The sequence below is a fragment of the Streptomyces sp. AP-93 genome, assembly GCF_022808175.1.
In the GTDB taxonomy this organism is placed as follows: domain Bacteria; phylum Actinomycetota; class Actinomycetes; order Streptomycetales; family Streptomycetaceae; genus Streptomyces.
Genome location: NZ_JALGBX010000003.1, coordinates 179,104 through 205,913, shown reverse-complemented (window position 1 = coordinate 205,913; position 26,810 = coordinate 179,104). Strand labels below are relative to the sequence as shown.

Below are 26,810 nucleotides of genomic sequence, written 5' to 3'. Positions count from 1 at the left end.
GCCTCAAGCGCCGGCGGGGCTGGATTTTGCCGGCGCCTGGCGCCGTAGGGGTCGGGATGTGCGGAGGGGCGGCTGACCGTAGTGGTCAGCCGCCCCTTCGGCGGTTCAGCGGGACCGCAGGTCAGTCCGCGGCCTGGAGGAGGTCCTCCAACTGCTCCTCGCGTGCCTGGGCGGCCACGAAGAGGAGCTCGTCGCCCGGCTCCAGGGTCTCCTCGCCGTGCGGGGTCAGGACCCGGTTGCCGCGGATGATCGTGACCAGCGAAGTGTCCTCCGGCCAGGTGATCTCGCTGATCTGCTTGCCCGCGACCTGGGAGTCGGCGGGCAGGGTCAGCTCGACGAGGTTGGCGTCGCCGTGGCTGAAGCGCAGCAGCCGGACCAGGTCGCCGACGCTGACGGCTTCCTCGACCAGCGCCGACATCAGGCGCGGGGTGGAGACGGCGACGTCGACGCCCCAGGACTCGTTGAAGAGCCACTCGTTCTTCGGGTTGTTCACCCGCGCCACGACCCGGGGGACCCCGTACTCGGTCTTGGCGAGGAGGGAGACGACCAGGTTGACCTTGTCGTCACCGGTCGCGGCGATGACCACGTTGCAGCGCTGGAGCGCCGCCTCGTCGAGCGAGGTGATCTCGCAGGCGTCGGCCAGCAGCCACTCGGCCTGCGGCACCCGCTCCACCGAGATGGCGGTCGGGGCCTTGTCCACGAGGAGCACCTCGTGGCCGTTCTCCAGGAGCTCACCTGCGATGGAACGGCCCACCGCGCCGGCTCCGGCGATCGCGACCCTCATGCGTGTGCCTCCTCAGGCCCCTGGGCGAAGGCGGCCTCCACCTTGTCGATCTCGTCCGTGCGCATCATCACGTGGACGAGGTCGCCCTCCTGGAGGACGGTCGCCGATGTCGGCAGCATGGCCTCGCCCAGCCGGGTGAGGAAGGCGACGCGGACGCCGGTCTCCTCCTGCAGCCGGCTGACCTTCTGGCCGATCCAGGCGGTGGAGGTGTGCACCTCCGCGAGCTGGACACCGCCGCTCGGGTCGCGCCACAGCGGCTCGGCGCCCGACGGCAGGAGCCGGCGGAGCATCTGGTCGGCCGTCCAGCGCACGGTGGCGACGGTGGGGATGCCCAGGCGCTGGTAGACCTCGGCGCGCTTGGGGTCGTAGATGCGGGCGGCGACGTTCTCGACGCCGAACATCTCACGGGCCACCCGGGCGGCGATGATGTTGGAATTGTCACCACTGCTCACCGCGGCGAAGGCGCCCGCCTCCTCGATGCCGGCTTCACGCAGCGTGTCCTGGTCGAAGCCGACTCCGGTGACGCGACGGCCGCCGAATCCGGCTCCCAGCCGGCGGAATGCGGTGGGGTCCTGGTCGATGACCGCGACCGTATGCCCCTGCTGTTCCAGGGTCTGCGCGAGGGCGGAGCCCACTCTTCCGCAGCCCATAATGACGATGTGCACGGCCGTCCTTCCGGCTGTCAGCGGCTCGCTGGGTTCCAGCCTCATTGCTGCTCGGGCTTAACAGGGTCTCAGACCATGGCCCAAGCTACACACGGGCGGTCACCAGTGTGACCATTTGGGCGGGAGGCGGGGCTCCTTTGCCCTGGATGCGGTGCGACTTCCCGCCGGATAGGGGTGGGGGGTTCGTCAGGCTGATTTCGAACGCTTACGATCCTCTGCGTGTCCAAACTGACCGACGTGCCCAAACGGATCCTGATCGGCCGGGCGCTACGCAGCGACCGCCTCGGGGAAACCCTCCTTCCCAAGCGGATCGCGCTCCCCGTGTTCGCGTCCGACCCGCTCTCCTCGGTGGCATATGCCCCCGGCGAGGTCCTGCTGGTCCTGTCGATCGCAGGCGTGTCGGCGTACCAATTCAGCCCCTGGATCGCCGTCGCGGTCGTCGTGCTGATGTTCACGGTGGTCGCCTCCTACCGGCAGAACGTCCACGCCTACCCCAGCGGCGGCGGTGACTACGAGGTCGCCAACACCAACCTCGGGCCCAGGGCCGGCCTCACCGTCGCGAGCGCCCTGCTCGTCGACTACGTCCTCACGGTCGCGGTGTCGGTCTCCTCGGGCGTCGAAAACCTCGGCTCGGCCGTCGATTTCGTCATCGAGCACAAGGTGCTCTCGGCGATCATCGTGATTCTGCTGCTCACGCTGATGAACCTGCGCGGTGTGAAGGAATCCGGGAACCTCTTCGCCATCCCGACCTACGTGTTCGTCGGCGCCGTCTTCGTGATGATCGCGTGGGGTGCCTGGCGCGGCCTGGTCACGGGCGACACCATGGAGGCTCCGACGGCCGGCCTGGAGATCAAACCCGAACACCAGGGGCTCGCCGGTTTCGCGCTGGTCTTCCTCTTGCTGCGCGCCTTCTCCTCCGGCTGCGCGGCGCTCACGGGCGTCGAAGCCATCAGCAACGGCGTACCCGCCTTCCGCAAGCCCAAGAGCAAGAACGCGGCCACCACCCTCCTCCTCATGGGCGGCCTGGCCGTCACCATGTTCTGCGGGATCATCGGCCTGGCCATGGCCACGAACGTCCGGATGGCCGAGAATCCCGCCGTCGACCTGTTGCGGAACGGCGTCCCGGTCGGCGACGGCTACGTCCAGCACCCGGTCATCTCCCAGGTCGCCGAGGCCGTCTTCGGCAACGGCAGCTTCCTCTTCATCGTGCTCGCCGCGGCCACCGCGCTGGTCCTCTTCCTCGCCGCGAACACCGCGTACAACGGCTTCCCGCTGCTCGGCTCGATCCTTGCCCAGGACCGCTACCTGCCGCGCCAGCTGCACACCCGCGGCGACCGCCTCGCCTTCTCCAACGGCATCGTGCTGCTCGCGGGCGCCGCGATGCTGCTCGTGTGGGTCTACGACGCCGACTCGACGAAGCTGATCCAGCTCTACATCGTCGGCGTCTTCGTCTCCTTCACGCTGAGCCAGATCGGCATGGTCCGGCACTGGAACCGCCACCTGCGCACCGAGCGCGACCCGGCGGCGCGCCGCCGGATGCACCGGTCCCGGGCGATCAACACCTTCGGCGCCTTCTTCACCGGCATGGTGCTGGTGGTCGTCCTGGCCACCAAGTTCACCCACGGCGCCTGGGTCGCCCTGCTCGGCATGGTCATCTTCTACGGAACGATGTCCGCGATCCGCAAGCACTACGACCGGGTCTCCGAGGAGATCGCCGCCGCCGAAGGCCCGAGCGACGACAGCGTGCGCCCCTCGCGGGTCCACTCCATCGTCCTGGTCTCCAAGGTCCACAAGCCCACCCTGCGCGCCCTGGCCTTCGCCAAGCTGACCCGCTCGGACCGCCTGGAGGCGCTCAGCATCAGCGTCGACCCGGTCGAGACCAAGGCCCTGCGCGAGGAGTGGGAGCGGCGCGGCATCAACGTCCCGCTCAAGATCCTCGACTCCCCGTACCGCGAGATCACCCGCCCGGTCGTCGAGTACGTGAAGGGCCTGCGCAGCGAGAACCCGCGCGACGCCGTCAGCGTGTACATCCCCGAGTACGTGGTCGGACGCTGGTACGAGCACCTGCTGCACAACCAGAGCGCGCTGCGCCTCAAGGGCCGGCTGCTCTTCACCCCCGGCGTGATGGTCACCTCGGTGCCCTACCAGCTGGAGTCCTCGGAGCTGGCGAAGAAGCGGGCGAAGAAGCGCGCGGAGTGGAACGCCCCGGGCGCGGTGCGCCGCGGGCCGGTCGACACCCCGCGTCCGCGTCCGAAGGACCCCGCGGGCAAGTAGCCGCAGAGCACCGGCCGCCCCGGAACCGGGGTGGCGAACGGCCGGACGAGATCCACGTAAACTGGTGGGTCGGTCGTCCGGCCGTTCCTTTTTGATCTTCTGATCCACATCCTTGGAGTCTCCCCACCATGACGAGCGAGCAGAACGAGAAGCAGTCACTGGTCGGGGAGGAGTACGAGGTCGAGGTCGGCCCCGTCGCGCACGGCGGGCACTGCATCGCCCGGACCGCCGAGGGCCGCGTCCTGTTCGTCCGGCACACGCTGCCCGGCGAGAAGGTCATCGCCCGCGTGACGGAGGGCGAGGAGGACTCCCGCTTCCTGCGCGCCGACGCCATCACCGTCCTGGACCCCTCCAAGGACCGGGTCGAGGCCCCCTGTCCGTACGCCGGCCCGAACAAGTGCGGCGGCTGCGACTGGCAGCACGCCAAGCCGGGCGCCCAGCGCCGGCTCAAGGGCGAGGTCATCGCCGAGCAGCTGCTGCGGCTCGCCGGGCTCACCCCGGAGCAGGCCGGCTGGGACGGTACGGTCATGCCGGCCGAGGGCGACAAGGTGCCCGCCGGGCAGGTCCCGCAGTGGCGCACCCGCGTGCAGTACGCGATCGACGAGGACGGCGTCGTGGGCCTGCGCAAGCACCGCTCGCACGACATCCAGCCGGTCGACCACTGCATGATCGCGGCGCCGGGCGTCACCGAGCTCGGCATCGAGCAGCAGGACTGGCCCCAGATGGCCACCGTCGAGGCCATCGCCGCGACCGGCTCCGGCGACCGCCAGGTCGTCCTGACCCCGCGTCCCGGCGGCCGCCTCCCGCTCGTGGAGCTGGACAAGCCCGTCTCGGTCCTGCGCGTCGAGGAGAAGGACGGCGGCGTCCACCGCGTCCACGGCCGCCCCTTCGTGCGCGAGCGCGCGGACGGCCGTACGTACCGCGTGGGCATGGGCGGCTTCTGGCAGGTCCACCCCCAGGCCGCCGACACCCTGATCAAGGCCGTCATGCAGGGCCTGATGCCGCGCAAGGGCGAGATGGCCCTCGACCTCTACTGCGGCGTCGGCATCTTCGCGGGCGCCCTCGCGGAACGCCTCGGCGAGACCGGCGCGGTCCTGGGCATCGAGTCCACGAAGCGCGCGGTCGAGGACGCCCGGCACAACCTGACCGACTTCCCCCGCGTGCGCATCGAGCAGGGCAAGGTCGAGCAGATCCTCCCGAAGACCGGCATCACCGAGTGCGACCTGGTCGTCCTGGACCCGCCCCGCGCGGGAGCCGGCAAGCAGACGGTCCGCCAGGTCGCCGGCCTCACCCCGCGCCGCATCGCCTACGTGGCCTGCGACCCGGCGGCCCTCGCCCGCGACCTGGGCTACTTCCAGGAGGCGGGCTACAAGGTCCGCACCCTGCGCGCCTTCGACCTCTTCCCGATGACGCACCACGTGGAGTGCGTCGCGATCCTGGAGCCGGTGGCGAAGGGCAACTGAGCTTTGGGCCCGCGGATGCCGTGGGCAGTGAGTCACCGCCGCGCGGACCAGGGGTCCGCGCGGCGGTGACGGCCGGCCCGCCCGGGGACCGTCCGGGGCGGGCCGGGGTTCGGGGGGGCGGTGGGGGCCGCCCGGCCGGTTACGGGCGGGGGGTGAGGTAGCCGCCCATGGACGTGAAGTAGTCGGCGGCCGGGAGTTCGCGGCCGTCGTCCGTGCGGACGGCGGTGATGGCCAGGCCGTGGTTGCGGCCCGTGCGGGCGTCCGCGCCGGCGACGATGACCACGCCTTCGCCCTCGCGGTAGAAGATGCGGCCCGGGGTGCCGCCGTAGCGGCCCTCGGAGACGACGGCCGTCAGGATCTCCAGGCGCTTGCCCTTGTGGAAGGTGAAGGCGGCGGGGTAGGGGGCCGACTGGGCGCGGACCAGGCGTTCCAGGGTTTCGGCGGGCCAGGACCAGTCGATGCGGATGTCCTCTTCGGCCCGCTTGTGGAAGAAGGTGGCCTGGGAGCGGTCCTGCTTCGTGAACTCGGTCCGGCCGGAGGCGATGAGGTCGAGGGCGCCGATGGTGACCGGGGCGATCAGGTCGACCGTCTTGTGGAACAGGTCCGTGGTCGTGTCCGTCGGGCCGACCGGGACCGAGCGCTGCATGACGATGTCGCCGGCGTCGAGCACCTCGTCCATCATGTGCGCCGTGACGCCGACTTCGGGCTCGCCGTTGATGAGGGCCCAGATGAGGGGGGAGAAGCCCGCGTACTTCGGGAGCAGGGAGTCGTGCACGTTGAGGGTGCCGTGGCGCGGCAGGGTGTAGATGCGCGGGGGGATCCAGGTGCGCCAGTTGTTCGCGACGAGGATGTCCGCGTCGGCTTCCTTCAGCTGTTGGAACAGCTCCTCGTCGTCGGGGCGGTTGCGGATGACGACCGGGACGCCGTGCTCCTCGGCGAGGCCGGCGACCGAGTCGCTCCAGATCTTCTCGTAGGCGTGCTCGCTCTTGGGGTGGGTCACGACCATGACGACGTCGTGCTCGGAGTCCAGGAGTGCCTTCAGGGTGCGATGGCCCCAGGTCTGATAGCCGAACATGACGACCCGCATCGGGGTTCCTCCTCAGAAGAGCAAAATGACCAGGAGTAAGTAAAGCAAGGCTTACCTAACGACGCAACAACCCCGATTCTGGGCTTGATTGACCTGAGTGTGGGGGTGTTGTCCGGTTTGCCTGGTCGACAGTCCGCCTGGATCAGGTTAGCTTTACCTAAGTTCCACTCGGCTGCCGGTCACCGGTGCGCCTGGACGCCCCCTTTCCCCCACCCCTGACACGACGCCTGGCAGGCGGCTGTCCCGCACCACATGGGAGTGACATGTCACAGGCTCTTCCTGGCGACGCACCACTGATCCACGACCTGATCGGTATCGGCTTCGGGCCGTCGAACGTCGCCATGGCGATCGCGCTCAGCGAGCACAACGTGCGCGTCGGAAGGCAAGAGGCGGTCACCGCTCACTTCTTCGAGCAGCAGCCCCGGTTCGGGTGGCACCGCGGCATGCTCATCGACGACGCGACGATGCAAGTGTCCTTCATGAAGGACCTGGTGACGCTCCGGAACCCAACCAGCGAATACAGCTTCCTCTGCTACCTGCAGGAGAAGGGCCGGCTGATCGACTTCGTCAACCACAAGAACCTGTTCCCGCTGCGGGTCGAGTTCCACGACTACCTCGAGTGGGCCGCGGCCAAGGTCGACGACATGGTCTCCTACGGTCACCAGGTCGTCTCCGTCGAGCCCGTGGTGCGGGACGGGATCGTGGAGTACCTCGACGTGACGGCGCGCTCCGGCGACGAGGTCGTCGTCCACCGTGCCCGCAACCTGGTCATCTCCACCGGACTGCGCCCGGTCATGCCGGAGGGCGTCGAGCGCACCGACCACGTCTGGCACAACACCGACCTGCTGAAGAAGATCGACGGCCTGGAGGGCAGCGAGCCCACCCGCTTCATCGTGGTCGGCGCCGGCCAGAGCGCCGCCGAGAACGTGGCCTACCTGCACCGCCGTTTCCCGCAGGCCGAGGTCTGCGCGGTCTTCTCCCGCTACGGCTACAGCCCGGCGGACGACAGCAGCTTCGCCAACCGCATCTTCGACCCCCAGGCGGTGGACGAGTACTTCACCGCCCCGGAGGACGTCAAGCAGCGGCTGATGGGCTACCACGGCAACACCAACTACTCCGTGGTGGACATCGACCTCATCGACGACCTCTACCGGCAGTCGTACCAGGAGAAGGTGCTCGGCACCGAGCGGCTCCGCTTCCTGAACGTCTCGCGCCTGACGGGCGTGGAGGAGACCGCCGACGGGGTCCGCGCCGGCATCAAGTCCCTCGTCACCGGCGAGGAGAGCGTGCTCGACGCCGACGTCGTGGTGTGCGCCACCGGCTACCAGCAGGCCGACGGCCTGGGCCTGCTCGGCGAGGTCGCGGACCGCTGCCACCGCGACGACCAGGGCCGGGTCCGCGTCGAGCGCGACTACCGGGTGGCGACCGACCTCGAACTGAGCTGCGGCATCTACCTCCAGGGCGGGACCGAGCACACGCACGGCATCACCTCCTCCCTGCTGTCCAACACCGCGGTGCGCGTCGGCGAGATACTCGACTCGATCCTCGACCGGAACCTCAAGGCCCTGCCCGACCAGGCCCGTCCGGTCGCCGGGGGAGCGGGCGGCGGAGCCCGCCAGCCGGCCGTCTGACCGGTTCCCACCCACCCACTGCCGTGCCTCCCGGGCGTTCTCGCGCCTGAGGCACGGCAGTAGTGTGCAACCAGTTGCCTCATGCAGTAGTTGCCCCATACAGCAGTTGCCCCATACCGAAGGAACGTCCGTGCCCACTGGTACTCGCCGCCCCGCCGGCGGCCCGCCCGCGGTCGAAGGCCCGGCACCTTCCCGGGTCGTCGCGCAGGTCCGGCGGCGGCGGATCGTGGGTCTGGCCGTCATCCTCGCGGTCCTCGTGGCCGCGGCGCTGGTGTCCCTCGCCGTCGGTGCGCGGGCCCTCAGCCCCGCCGAGGCGTGGCACGGGCTCTTCGCCGATCCGGACCCCGACCAGAAGCTCTCCGAAGCCAGGCTCATCATGCGGACCGTACGGGTGCCCCGTACGGTCCTCGCGGTCGTGGCGGGCATCGCCCTGGGCGTCGGCGGGGCACTGATCCAGGGATATACGCGCAACCCCATCGCGGACACCGGCCTGCTCGGGGTGAACACCGGCGCCTCGTTCGCCGTGGTGTCGGCGATCGCCCTGCTCGGGCTCACCGACCCGTTCGAGTACGTCTGGTTCGCCTTCGCGGGCGCCGGGCTCGCCGGCGTCGTCGTGTTCGGGCTGTCGAGCATCGGCCGGGGCGCGGGCAATCCGCTGACGCTGGCTCTGGCCGGGCAGGGGGTCACGGTGTTCCTGATGGCGATGACGACGGCGGTCGCGCTGTCGGACAAGGCGGCGCTGAACGCCCTGCGGTTCTGGAACGCCGGATCGGTGGCCGGCGTCGGGTTCGACGTCATCTGGCCGGTGACCGCCTTCATCGCGGTCGGGCTCGTGCTGGCGCTGGTCACCCTGCCCTCCGTCAACCTGCTGAACCTGGGCGACGACGTGGCGCGGGGACTGGGCGTGAACATCGCGCTGATCCGGACCGTCGGCATCATCGCCATCACGCTGATGGCGGGCGCGGCCACGGCGGCGTGCGGCCCCATCGCCTTCCTCGGCCTCATGGTGGCGCACCTCGCGCGGCACCTGGCCGGGCCCGATTACCGCTGGCTGGTGCCGTACGCGGGTCTGCTCGGCGCGGTCGTCCTTCTGGTCTGCGACATCGTGGGACGCGTCGTGGTGCGGCCGGGAGAGCTGGACGCGGGCATCCTCGTCGCTCTCCTGGGCGCCCCGTTCTTCGCGGTCCTGGTGTGGCGGGGAAAGTTCAAGAGCGCATGAACGTGACAGTGGTGAAGCCCGCCGAGAAGCCCTCGGTGGCGCCGGGCGTGCGGCTCGGCGGCATGTCGTTCGTCTGGCGGCCCAGGATCGTGCTGGTCACGCTGCTGCTGACGGCGGCGGCCTTCCTGGTGTTCTGCCTGTCCATCGCCGTGGGGGACTTCCCCATCGGCCTGCCGCAGGTGGTCGCCACCCTCTTCGGCGGGGGCGAGCAGGTCGACCAGTTCGTGATCATGGACCTGCGCATGCCGCGGGCCCTGGCCGGGCTGGTCGTGGGCGTCGCGCTGGGGATGTCCGGGGCGATCACCCAGTCCATCGCCCGCAATCCGCTGGCCAGTCCGGACATCCTCGGGATCACCGGCGGTGCCAGCGCGGTCGCGGTGTGCCTGGTGACGGTGTCGGGCGGGGCCACGGCCGCGGTCGTCAGCTCCGTGGGGCTGTCGGGGGCGGCGCTCGCGGGAGGCCTCGGCACGGGGCTGCTGGTGTACTTCCTGGCGTGGCGGCGCGGGGTCGACGGCTTCCGGCTCATCCTGATCGGCCTCTCCGTGAGCGCCGTGATGGAGGCGATCACGACCTGGCTGCTGGTCACCGCCGACATCAGGGACGTGGCACGGGCCCAGGCGTGGCTGGTCGGCTCCCTGGACAACCGGTCGTGGGACGAGGTGTGGGTGGCCCTCTGGGGCACGCTCGCGCTCGCGGCGGTCGTGGCGTGCGTGGCCTTCCAGTTCAAGCCGCTGCACTTCGGCGACGACGTGGCCGCCGGCCTCGGCGTCCGGTACTCGCTGGTCCGGGCTGTCCTGCTGCTGTGCGCGGTGCTCCTGGCCGGCTTCGCCGTGAGTGCGGCCGGGCCGGTCCCGTTCGTCGCCATGGTGGCGCCGCAGGTGGCGATCCGTCTGACGAAGTCCCCGACTCCGCCGTTGGTGGCGTCCGCCGTGCTGGGGGCGCTGCTGCTGCTCGGCTCGGACCTGGTCGCCCGTACGGCGCTGCCGATCAGCCTGCCGGTCGGCGTGGTCACCGCCGCGATCGGCGGTCCCTTCCTCATCTACCTCCTGGTGCGGGCGAACCGCCGCTAGGTGATACAAAGGTTAGGCAAGCCTAAATAGAGGGGGAGCCGTGGTCGCTCAGTCCATCACCGAGGTCCAGTCCGGGGCCGAGGGCGTTCCGCGGTTGGCGGCCAGGGCCGTCACGGTCGGGTACGGCGACCGGACCGTCATCGACGCGCTCGACGTGTCGATCCCGCAGGGTGTGGTGACCACGATCATCGGCCCCAACGGGTGCGGCAAGTCCACCCTGTTGCGGACCCTGTCGCGGCTGCTCAAGCCGACCAGCGGATCCGTCGTCCTGGACGGCGAGGACATCGCGCGGCTGCGGACCAGGGACGTGGCGAAGAAGCTCGGCCTGCTGCCCCAGGCGCCGGTCGCGCCGGAGGGCCTGACCGTGGCCGACCTGGTCGCCAGGGGCCGGCACCCGCACCAGAGCTGGCTGCGCCAGTGGTCCTCGGACGACGCCTCCGTCGTGGAGCGCGCGCTGGCCATGACGGGGGTGGCCGACCTGGCCGACCGTCCCGTCGACGCGCTCTCCGGGGGCCAGCGTCAACGCGTGTGGATATCCATGACCCTCGCTCAGGGCACCGATCTGCTGCTGCTGGACGAGCCCACCACCTATCTGGACCTCGCGCACGCCATCGACGTGCTCGACCTGGTGGACGACCTGCACGAGTCGGGACGCACCGTGGTCATGGTGCTGCACGACCTCAACCTGGCCGCGCGCTACAGCGACAACCTGATCGTGATGAAGGCCGGTTCGGTCCTGGCGCAGGGCCATCCCCGCGAGGTGCTGACCGCCGAGCTGCTGCACGAGGCGTTCGGCCTGCGCGCCATGGTGATCGACGATCCGGTGGGCGACCGGCCGCTCGTCGTGCCGATCGGGCGGACTCATGTCCAGAGTGCGGGCAGCTGAAACGAGAGTCCTAACTTAGGCTAGGCTTACCTCACTTCCCCGGGGTACGGTTTGCCTGCCCTAAGTGGGGCCGCAGTGGACAGCACGAAAGCAAGGGATCCCGCATGCTCCTCGACCGAACGACACGTATGAAGCCCTGGCGGCAGCTGGCGGCAACCGTGTCCGCCGCGGCCCTCGGTGTAGGCGTCCTCGCCGGCTGCGGTTCCGACTCGGCCGACAAGGACAAGAAGAAGGACGACAGCGCCAACGCCCCGGCCGCCACCGGTGCCTTCCCGGTCACCGTCGAGCACTTCTTCGGCTCCACCGAGGTCAAGAAGGCCCCCCAGCGGGTCGTCACCGTCGGCTACACCGACGACCAGAACGTCCTCGCGTTCGGCATCAAGCCGGTCGGCATGACCGACCAGTACCCGAACCCGGCCGGTCAGAGCCCCGACATCAACACCCAGTGGCCCTGGGTGAAGGACAAGTGGGGCGAGACCAAGCCCGAGGTCATCATGAACAACGGTGACACCGGCCCCAACTTCGAGAAGATCGCGGCCCTGCGCCCCGACCTGATCATCGCGGTCTACTCCGAGGTCGACCAGGCCGCCTACGACAAGCTCTCGAAGATCGCCCCGACGGTCGGCCGCACCAAGGCCGAGAAGGAGCCCTTCAGCGCTAAGTGGCAGGACAACGCCCTCCAGATCGCGAAGGCGGTCGGCAAGGAGACCGAGGGCAAGGCGATGGTCCAGGGCATCCAGGACAAGCTCGCCACGGTCAAGAAGGCGCACCCCGAGTTCGCCACCCAGACGGCCGTCGCGGTGTCCTGGTACAAGGACGCGGTCAACCCCTTCACCACCACCGACGTGCGCGGCCAGCTCCTGACCGGCATGGGCTTCAAGGGCCAGACCGAGCTCGACAAGATCTCGGGCGGCAAGTTCTCCTTCGCGCTCTCCCCGGAGCGCATGGACCTCATCGACGTCGACCGCGTCTTCGTCGTCAACGACAAGGCCGACACGGACGCGCTGAAGAAGTTCGACCTCTTCGCCAACCTGAAGGTCACCAAGGCCAACAAGGTGTCCTACCTGCTGGACAGCGAGGGCCCCGCGGCCGGCGCGGCCATGTCGCAGGCCACCCTGCCCGCCCTGCCCTTCGCCATCGACGAGCTCGTCAAGTCGGTCGGCTAGGTGTGAGCACCACGGACACTCGGGTCGCCCCGGCAACCCTGCGTACGACGACCGGACGTGAAGCGGCCCGATGGGTGGCGGCCAACTGCCGCACGATGCCCTGGCTGACGTCCGGCGCCGTACTCAGCACGGTCGCCGGGGCGGCTCTCCAGATGCTCCCCGTCCTGTTGCTCGGCCGGGTGGTCGACGGAGTGACCGGGGGCGAACCGCGTTCGGTCCTGGTCACGATCGGGGCCTGGATGGTGGCCGCCGCGCTGCTCGGCGCGGCGGCCACCGCCCTGTCCGCCTACCTGATCGGGCGGCTCGGCGCCGACCTGCTCGCGCACCTGCGCGAAGGCGCCGTACGGGCCGTACTGGGCATGCCCAGTGCCCGGGTCGAGCAGGTGGGCCGCGGAGACGTGCTCTCCCGGGTCGGCGACGACGTCGCCGTCCTGTCCAAGGGCATCCGGTCGGCCATCCCCACGGTCTTCTCCGCGGGGGTCCTGGTGGCCATCGCCACCATCGGCATGTTCGGCCTCGACTGGCGGCTCGGCCTGGCCGGCGCCTGTGCGCTGCCGGCCTACGGGCTGGCCCTGCGCTGGTACCTGCCCCGGTCGGCCCCGCTCTACCGCAAGCGCGCGGTGGCCCAGGCCGAGCGCGCTCAGGCACTGATCAGCGGGCTCAACGGCATCGAGACGGTACGGGCACACCGCCTGGAGGAGGCCTTCCGAGAGAAGGTCTCCGAGGATTCGCGGCGGGTGCGGGACCTCGGCATCGAGGTGTTCCACTTCTTCGGCCGGTTCGTCGGCCGGGAGAACCGTGCGGAGTTCATCGGTCTGTCGCTGATCCTGATCGTGGGCTACGTCCTGCTGGAGACCGGCTCCGCCAGTCTCGGCGAAGTGGCGGCGGCGCCGCTGGTGTTCCACCGCCTGTTCACCCCGCTGGGCGCGATCATGTTCACCTTCGACGAGGCCCAGAAGTCGGGCGCGAGCCTGACCAGGCTCGTCGGGGTGCTGGCGGAGCCCACGCAGGACCGGCTGGTGGGCGACTCGTCCGCCGCGCCGGCGGACGAGGAGCCGTACCCGGTCACGGTGAAGGGGCTGACGTTCCGTTACCCCGGAGCCGAGGAACCGGTCCTGAGCGACGTCAGCCTGACGATTCCGGCGGGCGGCTCACTGGCCCTGGTGGGCGCGACGGGCGCCGGCAAGACGACCCTGGCCGCGCTCATCGCCGGCATCGGGACCCCGGAGGCCGGTTCGGTGCGGATCGGTTCGACCGACCTCGCCGATCTGGACGAGGCGGCGGCGAGGGCGCTGGTGAGCATCCTGACCCAGGAGACGCACGTGTTCTCCGGGCCGCTCGCCGACGACCTGCGACTGGCCGCGCCGGAGGCGACCGACGCCGAACTGCTGGCCGCGCTGGGCACCGTAGGCGCTGCCGAGTGGGTCGAGGCGCTGCCCGAGGGGCTGGACACCGCGGTCGGCGAGGGCGGTGCGCGGCTGGACGGCACCAAGGTCGCCCAAGTCGCCCTGGCCCGGCTGGTGCTGGGCCGGGCACCCGTGGTCGTGCTCGACGAGTCGACCGCGGAGGCGGGCAGCGAGGGCGCCGCCGAGCTGGAACGGGCCGTACTGGCCGCCTGCGCCGGCCGGACCACGCTGTTCGTGGCACACCGGCTGACCCAGGCGGTGGCGGCCGACCGGATCGCCGTGCTGGATGCGGGCCGCGTCGTGGAGCAGGGCACGCACGAGGAGTTGGTGGCTCTGGGCGGCCGCTACGCGCGACTCTGGCGGGCCTGGAGAGACGCTAGTTAGGTCACCCTAATTTAGGTTAGGCTAGCCTTCGTACCTTGGAAGGGTGTTGAGTCTTCAAATGATGGAACCGAGCGCTCGTCTCGTGCTGATCTCTCCCACGCGCCTGGCAGACGTGCGCCGGCGGACCGGCGGATACTCCGACCGGACCATCGCCGAGGCCTGCGCCATCGGACTGTCGTACTGGGCGACGGGCGAGAGCCCCGACGGAATCGACCTGGACCCCGGCACGCTCTTCGCGGACGTGCTCGGATGGGTCGACAACGGCGGCAGCGCGCCCAGCGGTTGGGAGAGCGGCAAGGCCGCCCCGGACGGCTTCGCCATCGCCGTCCCCGAAGGCGTCCTGGCGTCCGAAGCCCAGCTCGCGCTGGACGACCTGGCGGACTTCCCCGACCGGCCCATCGGCACCATCAGCCCGTCGAGCGTGGCGGAGCGGCTGAAGACCCTGGCCGAGTGGAACGACAACGGGGCGGAGAGGGTCCGGCCGACCATCGTGGAGATGTTCCGCGAGCAGGCACGCCTGCGGCCGGACGCCGTCGCCATCATCGACGAACACCGCTCGCTGACCTACCGCCAGGCGGCGGAGCTGGCCGCGCAGCTGGCCCACCACCTGACCGGCCGCGGACTCGGCTCCGAGCAGGTCGTGGGCATCTCGCTGGGCCGCTCCGCCGACATGGTCATCGGCCTGCTCGGCGTGCTCCAGGCAGGCTGCGCGTTCGTCCCGCTCGACCCGCAGTGGCCCGCCGCGCGCCGCGCCGTCGTCATCGACGACGCGCGGGTCGTGCTGCAGCTCAACGGATCCGGCGAGCACGACCCCGCGGAACCGGCCGCCGTCGCCGTCGACCTCGACGACTGGCGGTACGCCGGCCATCCCACCGAGGACACTGCGGGCACCGGAATCACCGCGCACGGCAACTCCCTCGCCTACGTGATCTTCACGTCCGGTTCGACCGGCCGCCCCAAGGGCGCGATGATCCGGCACGAGGCGATCAGCGAGCGCCTGCTGTGGCAGGTCAACCAGATCCTGGGATTCGGCCACGACGACGCCTCGCTGTTCAAGGCACCGCTGTCCTTCGACATATCCATCAACGAGATCTTCCTCCCGCTGGTGTGCGGCGGCCGCCTCGTCGTCCTGCGGCCCGGCGGCGAACGCGACCCGCACCACCTGCTCGGCGTGATCGCCGAGCACCGCGTCACCTTCACCTACCTCGTCTCCTCCATGCTGGACGTCCTGCTGGAGATCGCCGGCGACTCCGGCCGCCTCGACAGCATGCGCCACGTGTGGTGCGGCGGCGAGGTGCTCACCCCCGAGCTGTACGAGCGCTACCGCACCCGGCTCGACATCCCCATGTACCACGGCTACGGCCCGGCCGAGACGACCATCGGCGTCTCCCACGTCATCTACCGGGGCGAGGCGGAACGCCTGTCGACCTCGATCGGCAAGGCCAACCCCAACACCCAGCTGTACGTCCTCGACGACGAGCTGCGCCCCGTCCCGGTCGGCGTCGGCGGCGAGCTCTACGTCGGCGGCTTCCTCCTGGGCCGCGGATACGTCAACGCACCCGGACTGACCGCGTCCCGGTTCGTGGCGAACCCCTTCGCGGGCGACGGCTCCCGCCTCTACCGCACCGGTGACCTCGCCCGGTTCGCCCCCGACGGCTCGCTGGACTTCCTCGGCCGGGCCGACAACCAGGTCAAGGTCCGCGGCATGCGCCTCGAGCTGGAGGACGTGGAGGCCGGCCTCGCCGAGCACCCCGAGGTACGGCACACCTGCGTCATCGCGAAGAAGAACAGCGCGGGCGGCACCTACCTCGTGGGCTACGTGATCCCGGCCGCGGGAGCCGCGGAGCTGCGGGCCGACCAGGTCAAGGCCTGGGCCACCGAGCACATGGTCGAGTACATGGTGCCCGCCCACATCGTCGTGATGACCGAGTTCCCGCTCACCGCGAACGGCAAGCTCGACCGGCGCGCCCTGCCCGAACCCGAAATCGTCACCGGGACGTCCATCCGGCCCTCCACCGACAACGAGCGCGCGGTCTGCGGGGCCGTCGCCTCCGTGCTGCGCCTGGAGGAAGCCGGCGTCGACCAGGACTTCTTCCAGCTCGGCGGAGACAGCATCCTCGCCATCTCGCTGCTCAGCGCACTGCGCGCGGCGGGCCTCTACGTCACCGCGGGACAGATCTTCGCCAACAGCGTCCTGGGCGCCCTGGCGGCGGTGGCCGGCCGCGAGGACGCGTCCCGGGTGGACCACGCCGACGTGGCGACCGGTCCCGTACCGGGATCGCCCATCGTGCAGTGGCTCGGCCGGACCACGGACGCCATCGACGGCTTCGTCCAGGCGGTCGTACTGAACACCCCGGCGGACCTCACCGCCGACGCACTCGGGCCGATCCTCGACTCCGTCGTCGCCCGGCACGACATGCTGCGCGCCCGGCTCGTCCGCGGGGACCGCTGGAGCTTCGACATCCCGGAGGCCGCCGGAGCCACCGCCGACTGGCAGGAGAGCGACGGGCCGCTCGACGCGTGCGTCGCCCTCGCAACCGAAGGACTGGACCCGGACAACGGCGTGATGCTGCGGGCCGTCTGGCGCCGCGAGGCCCGCCAGCTGGTCCTGGTCGCCCACCACGTGGTGGTCGACGGCGTGTCCTGGCGGGTCCTGATGGAGGACCTGGCCACGGCATGGAGCCAGTTCACCGCCGGTGAGGCGATCGAACTCCCCGCGGTGGGCACCTCGTTCCGGCGCTGGACCCAGCTCCTGGCAAGCGCCGGGTTCGACGCGGACCGCACCTACTTCGAGCGCCCCCTGCCGGGCCCCGACGCGCCGCTCGGCAGGCGTGCCCCGTCCGAAGCCGACACGGTCGAGCGGGAGCGGACCCGGGTCTTCACCGTCGGCTCCGAGGCCACGGCCGCACTGCTGGGCGAGATCCCCGCGAAGTTCCACGCGGGCGTCAACGACGTCCTGCTGACCGCGCTCGCCGTCACCCTCGCCCGGTGGCGCCGCGGCCGCGGCCAGGAGCAGACCTTCGCGCACATCGAGCTGGAGGGCCACGGCCGCGAAGGACGCCACGTCGCGGGCGCCGCCGGCACGGAGGCGGAGCTGTCGCGCACCGTCGGCTGGTTCACGACACTGTTCCCGGTGACCGTGGACCCCGGCACGACCGGCGACTTCACCGACCCCCGCTACCTCGCCGCCGCGCTCACGGCCGTCAAGGAAGACCTCGCCCGCGTACCGAGCAACGGCGTCTCCTACGGCGCCCTGCGCTACCTGGCCGACGCCGCCTTCACGGCCCCGGCACCCCAGGTCCTCTTCAACTACCTGGGCCGCTTCGACGCGGGCGCGTCGGGGGACTGGCAGATCTCCGGAACCACCGGGCAGCTCGGCGAGAAGCGCGACCCGAGGATGCGCCTGCCGCGCGCCCTGGAGTTCAACGCGATCGCCGAACCCTCCGCCACCGGCGACTACGAACTCGTCACCACCGTCTCCTGGCCCGACGGGATGTTCACCGACGAGGACATCGAGGCGATCGGCGGGCACTTCCAGGCGGCCCTGACCGCCCTGGCCGCGCTCGACGAGGGCGGGCACTCGCCCAGCGACTTCCCGCTGGTGCGGCTGACCCAGGCCGACGTCGACGCCCTGGACGGACCCGCGCTGCGCACCGTCCTCCCGCTGACCCCGCTGCAGGAAGGCCTGTACTTCCACTCGGTCTTCGACGACGACTCCGCGGGCAGCTACGTCGAACAGCAGCTGCTCACGCTGGAGGGCGACCTCGACCCCGCCCGCCTCGCGGCCGCGGCCACCCGCCTGCTCACCCTGTACCCGAACCTGGCCGCGCGGTTCACGGCCCTCGCCGACGGCCGCGTCGTCTCCGTACTGGAAACCGGCGCCGAGGCGCCCTTCACCACCCTCGACCGGCCCGGCATCACCGACGCGGAACTCCACGCGCACGCGGAGCGCGACCGCCGCGCCGGATTCGACCTGGCCACCGGCCCGCTGATGCGGTTCACCCTGGTCCGCGACACCGAATCCGGCCGCGACGTCCTGGTCCAGACCGTCCACCACATCATCGCCGACGGCTGGTCGGTGCCCCCGATGCTGCGCGCGCTGCTCGCCGAGTACCACGCGCCGGGGAGCACCTACCCGCTGAGCGGCTTCCCCGACTACGTCGGCCTGCTCGCGGAGCGCGACGCCGACGAGAGCGACCGCGTGTGGGGCGCCGAACTCGCCGAGCTGCCCGGCCCCTCGCTGGTGGCCAGGGACCACACCCCGTCCGACCGGTTCGCCGACACCTCCGTCGAACCGGGGCTCGACATCGACGCCGCCGCCCGGTCGGCCGGCGTACCGCTGAGCGTGGCCGTGCACAGCGCCTGGGCGGTGACCCTGGGCGGGATCCTGCACTCCGCCGACGTGGTCTTCGGCTCCACGGTCTCCGGCCGCGACGCGGACGTCCCCGGCATCGAGGACATGGTCGGCCTGTTCATCAACACCGTCCCGCTGCGCGCCCGGTGGGCCGCCGGCACCACGGCGCACGAACTGCTCACCTCCGTACGCGAGCACCAGGGCGCGGTCCTGCCGCACCAGCACGTCTCGCTGGCCCGGATCGGCCGGCTGGCCGGCGTCGGCTCCCTCTTCGACACCCTCGTGGTGTTCGACGTGGCCACCGACGTGGCCGCGCTGCGCCGTACCGGCGACACCCTCGCCGTCACCGGCCTCGTCAACGAGGGAGCCCCGCACTACCCGCTGACCCTGGTCGTGGAGCGTGCCCTCGACGGGCGCCCGCGCTTCAACCTGATCTACGACGGCGAACTGCTCCGCGAGAGCAGCGCCCGGGACATCCTGAACCGGTTCACGCACACCCTGACCGGCCTGCTCACCCGGCCGGACGCCCCGGTCGGCGACCTGGCGCCCGAGGGAAGCAGGAGCCCCGCACGGATCACCCCGACCACCCTCGGCGAACTCTTCGACGCCGCGGCGGACCGGGACCCGGCGGCCACCGCCGTCACCCAGTGCGCGCTCGACGGCACCACCCGCTCGCTGACCTACGGCGAACTCGCCGACGCGAAGAACGAACTGGCCGCCGCCCTGCGCGCGGCCGGGGTCCGGCCGGGCCGGCGCGTGGCCGTGGCCGTCCCGCGCACCATCGAGCAGGTCGTCGCCCTGGTCGCGATCGTCAGCGCGGGCGGCGCGTACGTACCGCTCGACATGGCCTACCCCGACGAGCGCCTGGAGTACGTCCTCGGCGACGCCGCCCCGCAGGCCGTCCTCGTGGATCCCGGTCAGCGCGACCGCTTCACGGCCCTACTGGAGCGGGCGGGAGTCGCCGCACGCGTCCTCGTACAGGGCGACGAGCTTGCGCAGGAGGATGCCGCTGAGGAAGTGGCTCCGGCGGACGGGGTCAGCCGGCACGATCCCGCGTACGTGATCTACACCTCCGGTTCGACCGGCAAGCCCAAGGGCGTCGTCGTCCCGCACTCCAGCGTGGTGGCGCTGCTCGCCAACACCCAGCCCGACATGGGCTTCGGCCCCGACGACGTCTGGGTCCAGTTCCACTCCTACTCCTTCGACTTCGCCGTCTGGGAGCTGTGGGGCGCCCTGGCGCACGGCGGCGAGCTGCTCGTGCCCGACTACGGGCTGACCCGCTCCCCGGTCGACTTCCACCGGCTGGTCCGCGAGCGCGGCGTGACCGTGCTGAACCAGACGCCCTCGGCCTTCTACCAGTTCGTCGAGGCCGACCGGCACGCCGGTGAGCAGCTCCCCGCGCTGCGCCGCGTCATCTTCGGCGGCGAGGCACTGGACCTCGGACGGCTGCGCGGCTGGATCGAGCGGCACGGCGCCGCCTCGCCCGAGCTCGTCAACATGTACGGGATCACCGAGACCACGGTCCACGTGACCCACCGGGTGCTGACCGACGAGGACTTCGCCTTCGGCGACGACGTGAGCCCCATCGGCGGCCCCATCCCGGGCCTGACCACCTACCTGCTCGACGACCGGCTCCGGCCGGTGCCGCCGGGTCAGGTGGGCGCCATCTACGTGGCCGGCGACCAGGTGTCCCTCGGCTACCTCGGGCGGCCGGGCCTGACCGCGGGCCGGTTCGTGGCGAACCCGTTCGCGAGCGACGGCTCCCGGATGTACCACACGGGCGACCTCGCCATCCGCACCCTCGACGGGGAGCTGGAGTTCACCGGCCGCGCCGACGACCAGGTCCAGCTCAAGGGCTTCCGCATCGAGCTCGGCGAGGTCGAGTCCGCGCTGCGGGACCTCGACGGCGTGATCGACGTGGCCGTCACCGTGGCCGACAGCGGCGACCACCTGGTCGCGCACGTCGTGGGGCGGGTACCCGGAGACCTCTCCGCCCTCCTCGCGGAGAAGCTGCCCGTGCACATGGTGCCGGGCCGGGTCCTGCCCGTGGACTCACTGCCGCTGACCGTCAACGGCAAGCTGGACCGCAAGGCCCTGATCGCGCGGGCCGCGCAGGACGACACCCCGGTGGACGGCAGTGCGGGGAGGAGTTCGCAGCTCGCCTCACTGGTCGGCATCTTCGCCGACACCCTGTCCCACCCGGACGCCGACGCCGACACCGACTTCTTCGGAGCCGGCGGCGACAGCATCATCGCCATCACCGTCGTCAACCGCGCCCGGGCGCTCGGCCTGCCGATCGCACCCCGCGACGTGTTCCTCCTGAAGACGCCGCGCGCGCTCGCGGAGCTCCTGGGCACGCGTGCGCCGCAGACCCAGGCCCCGGCTCCGGCGCCCGCACGCCGCGAGGACGGCCCGCTGGCGCCCACGCCGATCATCCTGCGCCAGCGCGAACTGGGCGGCTCCCTCGCCCGGTTCGCCCAGGCCCGGAGCGTGGAGGTGGCCGAAGGCACCGCGTTCGCCGACATCGAGCGCGCCGCGAACGCCGTACTGGCCGCCCACCCGGCCCTGCGGATGCGCCTGAACACCGGGCACGGCGTGTGGACCCTGCGCACCGAACCGGCCCGCGAGGCCACCGTCGTCCGCGCGGACACGGCCGACGCCACGGCCGCCGCGAACGAGGCCGCTGGCCGGCTCGACCCCGAGACCGGGGAGGTCACCGCCTTCACCTGGCTCGCGGCGACCGGCACCCTGGTGGTCACCGTGCACCACATCGCGGTCGACTCGGTGTCCTGGCTGATCCTGCTGGACGACCTGGCCGCCGCCCTGCGCGGGGAGACCCTCGCACCGGCGACCACCTCCTACGCCGAGTACGCCGACGCGTTGACCCTGCGGTCCGCCGCCGGCGCCGACGACCTCGGGCACTGGGTCGACATCCTCCAGGCGCCCCCGCTGCTGCCCGCTTCCGGCGCGCTGCGCGACACCACCGTGGTCCTCGGTCCCGAGGCCAGCGACCGGGTGACGCGCACCGCCCCCGCCGCGCTCGGCGTCGCCCTCACCGAGCTGCTGTGCGGCGCCCTGCGCACCGCCCTGACCCGGATCCAGCCGGAGCCCACCGATCTCGCGATCGAGTTGGAGCGGCACGGCCGGGTCTCCGTACTGGAGCACCACGACTACACCCGTACGGTCGGCTGGTTCACGGCCATCGCGCCCGTCCGGCTCACCGCGCACACCGACCCGGTCGCGGCGGCCCGCGAGCTCGCTGAGCGCCAGCCCGACGAGTCCGGGCACCTCGCCTACGGCCGGCTGCGCTACCTCAACCCGCAGACGGCCCCGCTGCTGACCGCACGCCCGCAGGTGCTCTTCAACTACCTCGGCCGGGGCAGCGAGTCCCAGGCGCTGCACATCACCGGCGGAGACCAGGGCAGCCCGTACGCCGTGGAGGTCAACGCCTGGACCGACGCGGCCACGGGCAGCCTGCACGCGGCCTTCACCCTCGCCGAGGAGATCCCCGACGAGATCACCGCGCACTGGCTGCACGCCCTGGAAACCCTCGCGGAAGCCTCCGTGACGGCCGAGCGCACGGCGCCCGTCACCGCGCTCCAGCGCGGCCTGTTCTTCCAGGCCCAGCTGGCCGGCACGGCCGGACACTACGTCGCGCAGAGCTACTTCGCCCTCGACCACCGCCTCGACACCGACGCACTGGCCGAGGCCATGGCCGTCGTCATGGCGCGCCACCCGGTCGTCGGCGCCGGCTTCACCACCGACGACGAAGGCAACCCGGTCCAGATCCTCAAGGCGGGCCGCCGGGCCGGCGTCCACACGGTCGAGCTGTCGACCGACGAGGAAGTCGAAGCCCTGCGCGTCCGGGACCGCAACACCGGCTTCGACCCGGCCGAGCCGCCGCTGGTCCGGCTGACCGTGATCCGGCTGCCCGACGGCCGCGACGGCCTGCTCCTCAGCTACCACCTGCTGCTGTGGGACGGCTGGTCCCGCGCGATCGTGCTCCGCGACCTGTTCGAGGCCTACCGGGCCGTACTCGCCGGTGAGCAGCCGTCCGCGGCCCCGGCCGTGCCGGGCTTCGAGGACCACGCCCGCGCGCTCGCCGCCAAGGACCCGGCGCTCTCGGAGCGGTTCTGGGCCGAGCACCTGACCGGCCTCTCCGGCCCGACGCTGCTCGCCGGACCCGCGCCGACCCTCTCGGACGACCTGCCGCCCGCGCTGCTCCACACGCTCTCCGCCGAACAGTCGCAGCTGCTGCGGGACACGGCCAAGGCGCACGGAGTCACCCTGAACTCGGTCCTCACCGGAGCCTTCGGCCTGCTGCTCGGCGCCCACACCGGCCGCAGCGACGCCGTCTTCGGCGTGACCGTCTCCGGCCGCGACGGCGAGGGCCTGGCCGACATCGTCGGCGTGCTGCTCAACACCGTGCCCATGTGGACGCGGGCCAGGGCGCAGGACACGGTCGGGGAGTACCTGGCCTCCGTGCAGGCGGCCCGGGTCGACGCGATGGAGCACGAGCACCTGGGGCTCGGCGAGATCCAGCGGGCCAGCGGCCACGACACCCTCTTCGACAACCTGTTCGTGCTCCAGAACTTCCTGGACCTGGACGGGCTCGCCGAGATGAACGCCCGCCACGGCATCACCGAAGTGAAGTCGGACGACTCCACCCACTACCCGTTCACCTGGGTCGTCACGCCCGGCGACCGGCTCACGGTCAAGCTGGAGCACCGCCACGGCGACTCCGGCAGCGCCCGTCGCCTCCTCGACGACTACGTCGGCCTGCTCCAGGAGCTGGCCACGTCCACCGGACCAGTGGGCGCGCTGCCCGGCCTCGGGCCGGTGCCCGCGCCGGCCGACCGGACGGACATCGGCACCGACACGGTGGTCGACCGCTTCGACCGGGCGGCGGACAGCGCACCCGAGCGGGTCGCGCTCGTCGCACACGGCCGGAGCATGACCTTCGCCGAACTCCAGGACCGCAGCCGCCTGCTGGCGGGCGTGCTCGCCGGACGCGGCATCGGCCCGGAGAAGACGGTGGGCCTGGCGATCCCGCGCACGCCGGACTGGATCGTCGCGCTGTTCGCCGTACTGCGCACCGGAGCCGCGTACGTACCGCTGGAGCTGGACCACCCGGACGAGCGGATCGCCACGATCGTCGCCGACGCCCGGCCCGAGGTGATCCTCACCGTCAGCGCCGTCTCGCCGCGGCTGACCGGCGGCCTGACCGGGCCCGGCGACCTGATCGAGCTGGACCGGCCCCTTCCGCAGGCCGAGCCGCAGGTCACCTTCGCGCCGGACGACCCGAACCGGCTGCGCCACCCCGCGTACACGATCTACACCTCCGGTTCGACGGGCAAGCCCAAGGGCGTCGTGACCGAGTACGCCGGACTCACCAACATGCTGATCAACCACCAGCGCCGCATCTTCGAACCGGTGCTGGCCGAGCACGGCAACCGGATCTTCCGCATCGCGCACACCGTGTCCTTCGCCTTCGACATGTCGTGGGAGGAGCTGCTCTGGCTCGCCGACGGCCACGAGGTGCACATCTGCGACGAGGAACTGCGCCGCGACGCACCCGCACTGGTCGACTACTGCCGTGAGCACGGGATCGACGTCATCAACGTGACCCCGACCTACGCGCAGCAGCTGGCGGCCGAAGGCCTGCTCGACAACCCGGACCGGCGCCCCGCGCTGGTGCTCCTGGGCGGCGAGGCGGTCACCCCGACCCTGTGGCAGCGGCTCGCCGAGACCGAGGGGACCGTCGGCTACAACCTGTACGGACCCACCGAATACACCATCAACACCCTGGGCGTCGGCACCTTCGAGTGCCAGGACCCGGTGGTGGGCGTGGCCATCGACAACACCGAGGTGTTCGTCCTGGACCCGTGGCTGCGGCCGCTGCCGGACGGGGTTCCCGGTGAGCTCTACGTCTCCGGAATCGGCATCGCCCGCGGGTACCTCGGCCAGGCGGCCCAGACCGCGCACCGGTTCGTCGCCTCCCCGTTCGGGGCGCCCGGCGAGCGCATGTACCGTACCGGCGACCTGGTGATCCGCCGGCCGGACGGGAACCTGATGTACCTCGGCCGCACCGACCAGCAGGTCAAGATCCGAGGCCACCGCGTGGAGCTGGGAGAGGTGGAGGCCGCGTTCGCCGCACACCCGGCGGTGCGGTTCACCGCCGCGGTCGCCCAGCCCGACCCGCAGGTCGACGGCGCCCACCGGCTGGCCGCGTACCTCGTACTGGCGGCCGGATCCGACCTGGCGGCGGTCGCCGCCGAGGCGGGTACCGGACTGCCCGACTACATGCGCCCGACGCACTACGCCCAGGTCGACGCCATCCCGCTCACGGTGAACGGGAAGGCCGACACCAAGGCCCTGCCCGAGCCCAAGCCGCTGGGAGCGCTGACCACTTCGGGCGAGCGCGGCCCGGAGACCGAGACCGAGGTCCTGGTCTGCGAGTTCTTCGCCGAAGCCCTGGACCTGGACGACGACGAGGTGAGCGCCGTGAGCGACTTCGTGTCCCTCGGAGGACACTCCATGCTGGCCGTACGCCTGGTCGGACTCCTGCGCCGTGAATTCGGCCCCGCCATCACCATCCGTGACCTGCTCACCCTGCGAACCCCCGAAGCGATTGCCCGGCACCTTGATGACAACTCCTGACGTCCACAGATCCCGCCGCGCGGGATCCGACATCCTCCGGACCGCCATACGGCGCAACGTCGGCGCCATGGTCTGGGGCACCGTCCTCATGGGCCTGTACCAGGCGGGCGAGACGGCCTTCCCCATCGCGCTCGGCCTGATCGTCGACCACACGATGGGCGGCGGCCGGAGCCCGGGGGCGCTCGCCCTCTCGATCGCCGCGCTGGCCGTGATCATCACGACCGTGTCGCTGTCGTGGCGGTTCGGGATGCGCATCCTGCAGAAGGCCAACACGACCGAGGCCCACCACTGGAGGGTGCGGGTGGCGTCCTGCGGCCTCCAGCCGGTGGCCCGGGACGTGGACCTGAAGTCCGGCGAAGTGCTCACCATCGCCACCGAGGACGCCGACCAGACCGCCGACATCGTCGAGGTCGTGCCGATGCTGATCAGCTCCTCGGTCGCGGTGCTGGTCGCGGCGGTCGCGCTGAGCCTGGCGGACCTGCGGCTCGGGCTGCTGGTCATGGTGGGGACGATCGCCATCCTCTCGACGCTCAGCGTGATGTCGAAGCGGATCGGCAGCAGCACCCAGGAGCAGCAGGCCCGGGTGGCGCGGGCGGGTGCGAAGGTCGCCGACCTGATCACGGGCCTGCGCCCGCTGCACGGCTTCGGCGGCAACCACGCGGCGTTCCGGTCCTACCAGAAGGTCAGCACCGAGGCGAAGGAACAGGCGATCACCGTCGCCCGGGTGAACGGCGTCTACACGGGCACCGCGCTGGGCCTGAACGCGACGCTGGCCGCCTCGGTGACCCTGACCGCCGGCTGGCTGGCCTTCGACGGGCAGATCAGCATCGGTGAGCTCGTCATGGCCGTGGGCCTGGCGCAGTTCATCATGGAACCGCTCCGGCTGTTCTCGGACATGCCCAAGTACGTGATGATGGCGCGCGCTTCGGCGGAGCGGATGGCCCTGGTGCTGTCCGCACCGCCGGTGGCGGCCCCGGGGACGGCCCGCCCGGCACCGGGCGGCGACCTGGAGATCGACTGCGTCCGCTACGAGTCCCTCCAGGGCCTGAAGTTCCGGGTCCCGGCGGGCCAGTTCACGGCGATCGCGGTCTACCAGCCGCGCGCGGCGGCCGAACTCGCCTCGATCCTGGCCGTGAACGTGCCTCCGGCCGCGTACGGCGGAGCGGTGCGGCTCGGCGGGCAGGACCTGGCGGAGCTGTCGGTCGAGGCGGTCCGCGAGCTGATGCTGGTGAACCCGTACGACGGCGAAATCTTCGCGGGGACCCTCCGTACGAACATCGACCCGTCGGGCACCAGCCGGACGGTGCCCGAGGCCGTCGAGGCGTCCATGCTGACCGACGTCGTCGCCCTGCACCGGCAGGGACTCGACTACGAGGTCCGCGACCGCGGTTCGAACCTCTCCGGCGGGCAGCGCCAGCGGCTCTCACTGGCCCGGGCGCTGGCCGCGGACTCCGACGTACTCGTGCTGCGCGACCCGACCACGGCCGTGGACGCGGTCACCGAGCAACTCGTCGCACGCAAGATCGCGGAGCTGCGCCGGGGCCGTACCACCGTGGTCATCACCAGCAGCCCGGCCCTGCTGGACGCCGCCGACCGGGTCCTGGTCCTGGACGACGGGGTGGTCACGGCCGAGGGCACGCACCGGCACTTGCTGGCCAGTGACCCGGCGTACTGCGCGGCGGTCACACGGTGACTTCGTGAGCCGTGTGACTTCGTGAGCCGGTGAACAGAGGGGGCCTGGCTGCCCGGCGATCCGCCGGG

13 protein-coding genes are annotated in these 26,810 nt (G+C 71.4%); 10 read left to right on the top strand and 3 right to left on the bottom strand.

What is annotated here, in order from left to right; genetic code table 11:
* Positions 1-121: 121 nt before the first annotated feature.
* On the bottom strand, positions 122-784 hold the full coding sequence (locus MTF69_RS06830; RefSeq protein ID WP_214953432.1) for a TrkA family potassium uptake protein: 663 nt from the start codon (positions 782-784) through the stop codon (positions 122-124).
* On the bottom strand, positions 781-1,449 hold the full coding sequence (locus MTF69_RS06825) for a TrkA family potassium uptake protein (protein WP_243331609.1): 669 nt from the start codon (positions 1,447-1,449) through the stop codon (positions 781-783). The genes MTF69_RS06830 and MTF69_RS06825 overlap by 4 nt, the downstream gene beginning before the upstream one ends.
* A gap of 219 nt (positions 1,450-1,668) precedes the next feature.
* Between MTF69_RS06825 and MTF69_RS06820 the strand changes: the two genes are divergently transcribed.
* A complete protein-coding gene (locus MTF69_RS06820; protein WP_243331606.1) occupies positions 1,669-3,723 on the top strand; it encodes an APC family permease in 2,055 nt (684 codons plus the stop codon).
* Positions 3,724-3,851: 128 nt separating this feature from the next.
* Complete coding sequence (locus MTF69_RS06815) at positions 3,852-5,186, top strand: class I SAM-dependent RNA methyltransferase (RefSeq protein ID WP_243331604.1); 1,335 nt, start codon at positions 3,852-3,854, stop codon at positions 5,184-5,186.
* 139 nt (positions 5,187-5,325) lie between these two features.
* Here MTF69_RS06815 and MTF69_RS06810 read toward each other — a convergent pair whose 3' ends face one another.
* A complete protein-coding gene (locus MTF69_RS06810; RefSeq protein WP_243331601.1) occupies positions 5,326-6,273 on the bottom strand; it encodes a methionyl-tRNA formyltransferase in 948 nt (315 codons plus the stop codon).
* 263 nt (positions 6,274-6,536) lie between these two features.
* On the opposite strand from MTF69_RS06810, the gene MTF69_RS06805 reads away from it, so the two are divergent.
* The 8 genes from MTF69_RS06805 (at position 6,537) to MTF69_RS06770 (ending at position 26,742) form a co-directional block, all read left to right on the top strand.
* Positions 6,537-7,904 carry a lysine N(6)-hydroxylase/L-ornithine N(5)-oxygenase family protein gene (locus MTF69_RS06805; protein WP_243331599.1) on the top strand — a complete coding sequence of 456 codons (1,368 nt, stop codon included), beginning with the start codon at positions 6,537-6,539 and terminating at the stop codon, positions 7,902-7,904.
* 130 nt (positions 7,905-8,034) lie between these two features.
* Positions 8,035-9,123, top strand: coding sequence for a FecCD family ABC transporter permease (locus MTF69_RS06800; protein ID WP_374322302.1), 1,089 nt, complete (start codon positions 8,035-8,037; stop codon positions 9,121-9,123).
* Entirely contained in the window at positions 9,120-10,193 is a 1,074-nt protein-coding gene (locus MTF69_RS06795) for an iron chelate uptake ABC transporter family permease subunit (RefSeq protein WP_243331596.1), read from the top strand. The genes MTF69_RS06800 and MTF69_RS06795 overlap by 4 nt, the downstream gene beginning before the upstream one ends.
* Before the next feature lie 40 nt (positions 10,194-10,233).
* A complete protein-coding gene (locus MTF69_RS06790) occupies positions 10,234-11,079 on the top strand; it encodes an ABC transporter ATP-binding protein (RefSeq protein WP_243331594.1) in 846 nt (281 codons plus the stop codon).
* A gap of 104 nt (positions 11,080-11,183) precedes the next feature.
* Positions 11,184-12,245, top strand: coding sequence for an iron-siderophore ABC transporter substrate-binding protein (locus MTF69_RS06785; protein WP_243331592.1), 1,062 nt, complete (start codon positions 11,184-11,186; stop codon positions 12,243-12,245).
* A gap of 2 nt (positions 12,246-12,247) precedes the next feature.
* Positions 12,248-14,035 (top strand): ABC transporter ATP-binding protein, encoded by a 1,788-nt coding sequence (locus MTF69_RS06780; RefSeq protein ID WP_243331590.1) that lies wholly within the window; start codon positions 12,248-12,250, stop codon positions 14,033-14,035.
* Positions 14,036-14,093: 58 nt separating this feature from the next.
* On the top strand, positions 14,094-25,049 hold the full coding sequence (locus tag MTF69_RS06775; protein ID WP_243331587.1) for a non-ribosomal peptide synthetase: 10,956 nt from the start codon (positions 14,094-14,096) through the stop codon (positions 25,047-25,049).
* On the top strand, positions 25,036-26,742 hold the full coding sequence (locus tag MTF69_RS06770; RefSeq protein ID WP_243331586.1) for an ABC transporter ATP-binding protein: 1,707 nt from the start codon (positions 25,036-25,038) through the stop codon (positions 26,740-26,742). Before MTF69_RS06775 ends, MTF69_RS06770 begins: the two co-directional genes overlap by 14 nt.
* Positions 26,743-26,810 lie beyond the last annotated feature (68 nt).

Excerpts from the sequence above, each read along its gene's own strand:
- MTF69_RS06770 (WP_243331586.1), top strand. The coding sequence starts at position 25,036 with ATGACAACTCCTGACGTCCACAGATCCCGCCGCGCGGGATCCGACATC.
- MTF69_RS06785 (WP_243331592.1), top strand. The coding sequence starts at position 11,184 with ATGCTCCTCGACCGAACGACACGTATGAAGCCCTGGCGGCAGCTGGCG.
- MTF69_RS06805 (WP_243331599.1), top strand. The coding sequence starts at position 6,537 with ATGTCACAGGCTCTTCCTGGCGACGCACCACTGATCCACGACCTGATC.
- MTF69_RS06810 (WP_243331601.1), bottom strand. The coding sequence starts at position 6,273 with ATGCGGGTCGTCATGTTCGGCTATCAGACCTGGGGCCATCGCACCCTG.
- MTF69_RS06775 (WP_243331587.1), top strand. The coding sequence starts at position 14,094 with ATGATGGAACCGAGCGCTCGTCTCGTGCTGATCTCTCCCACGCGCCTG.
- MTF69_RS06815 (WP_243331604.1), top strand. The coding sequence starts at position 3,852 with ATGACGAGCGAGCAGAACGAGAAGCAGTCACTGGTCGGGGAGGAGTAC.
- MTF69_RS06795 (WP_243331596.1), top strand. The coding sequence starts at position 9,120 with ATGAACGTGACAGTGGTGAAGCCCGCCGAGAAGCCCTCGGTGGCGCCG.
- MTF69_RS06830 (WP_214953432.1), bottom strand. The coding sequence starts at position 784 with ATGAGGGTCGCGATCGCCGGAGCCGGCGCGGTGGGCCGTTCCATCGCA.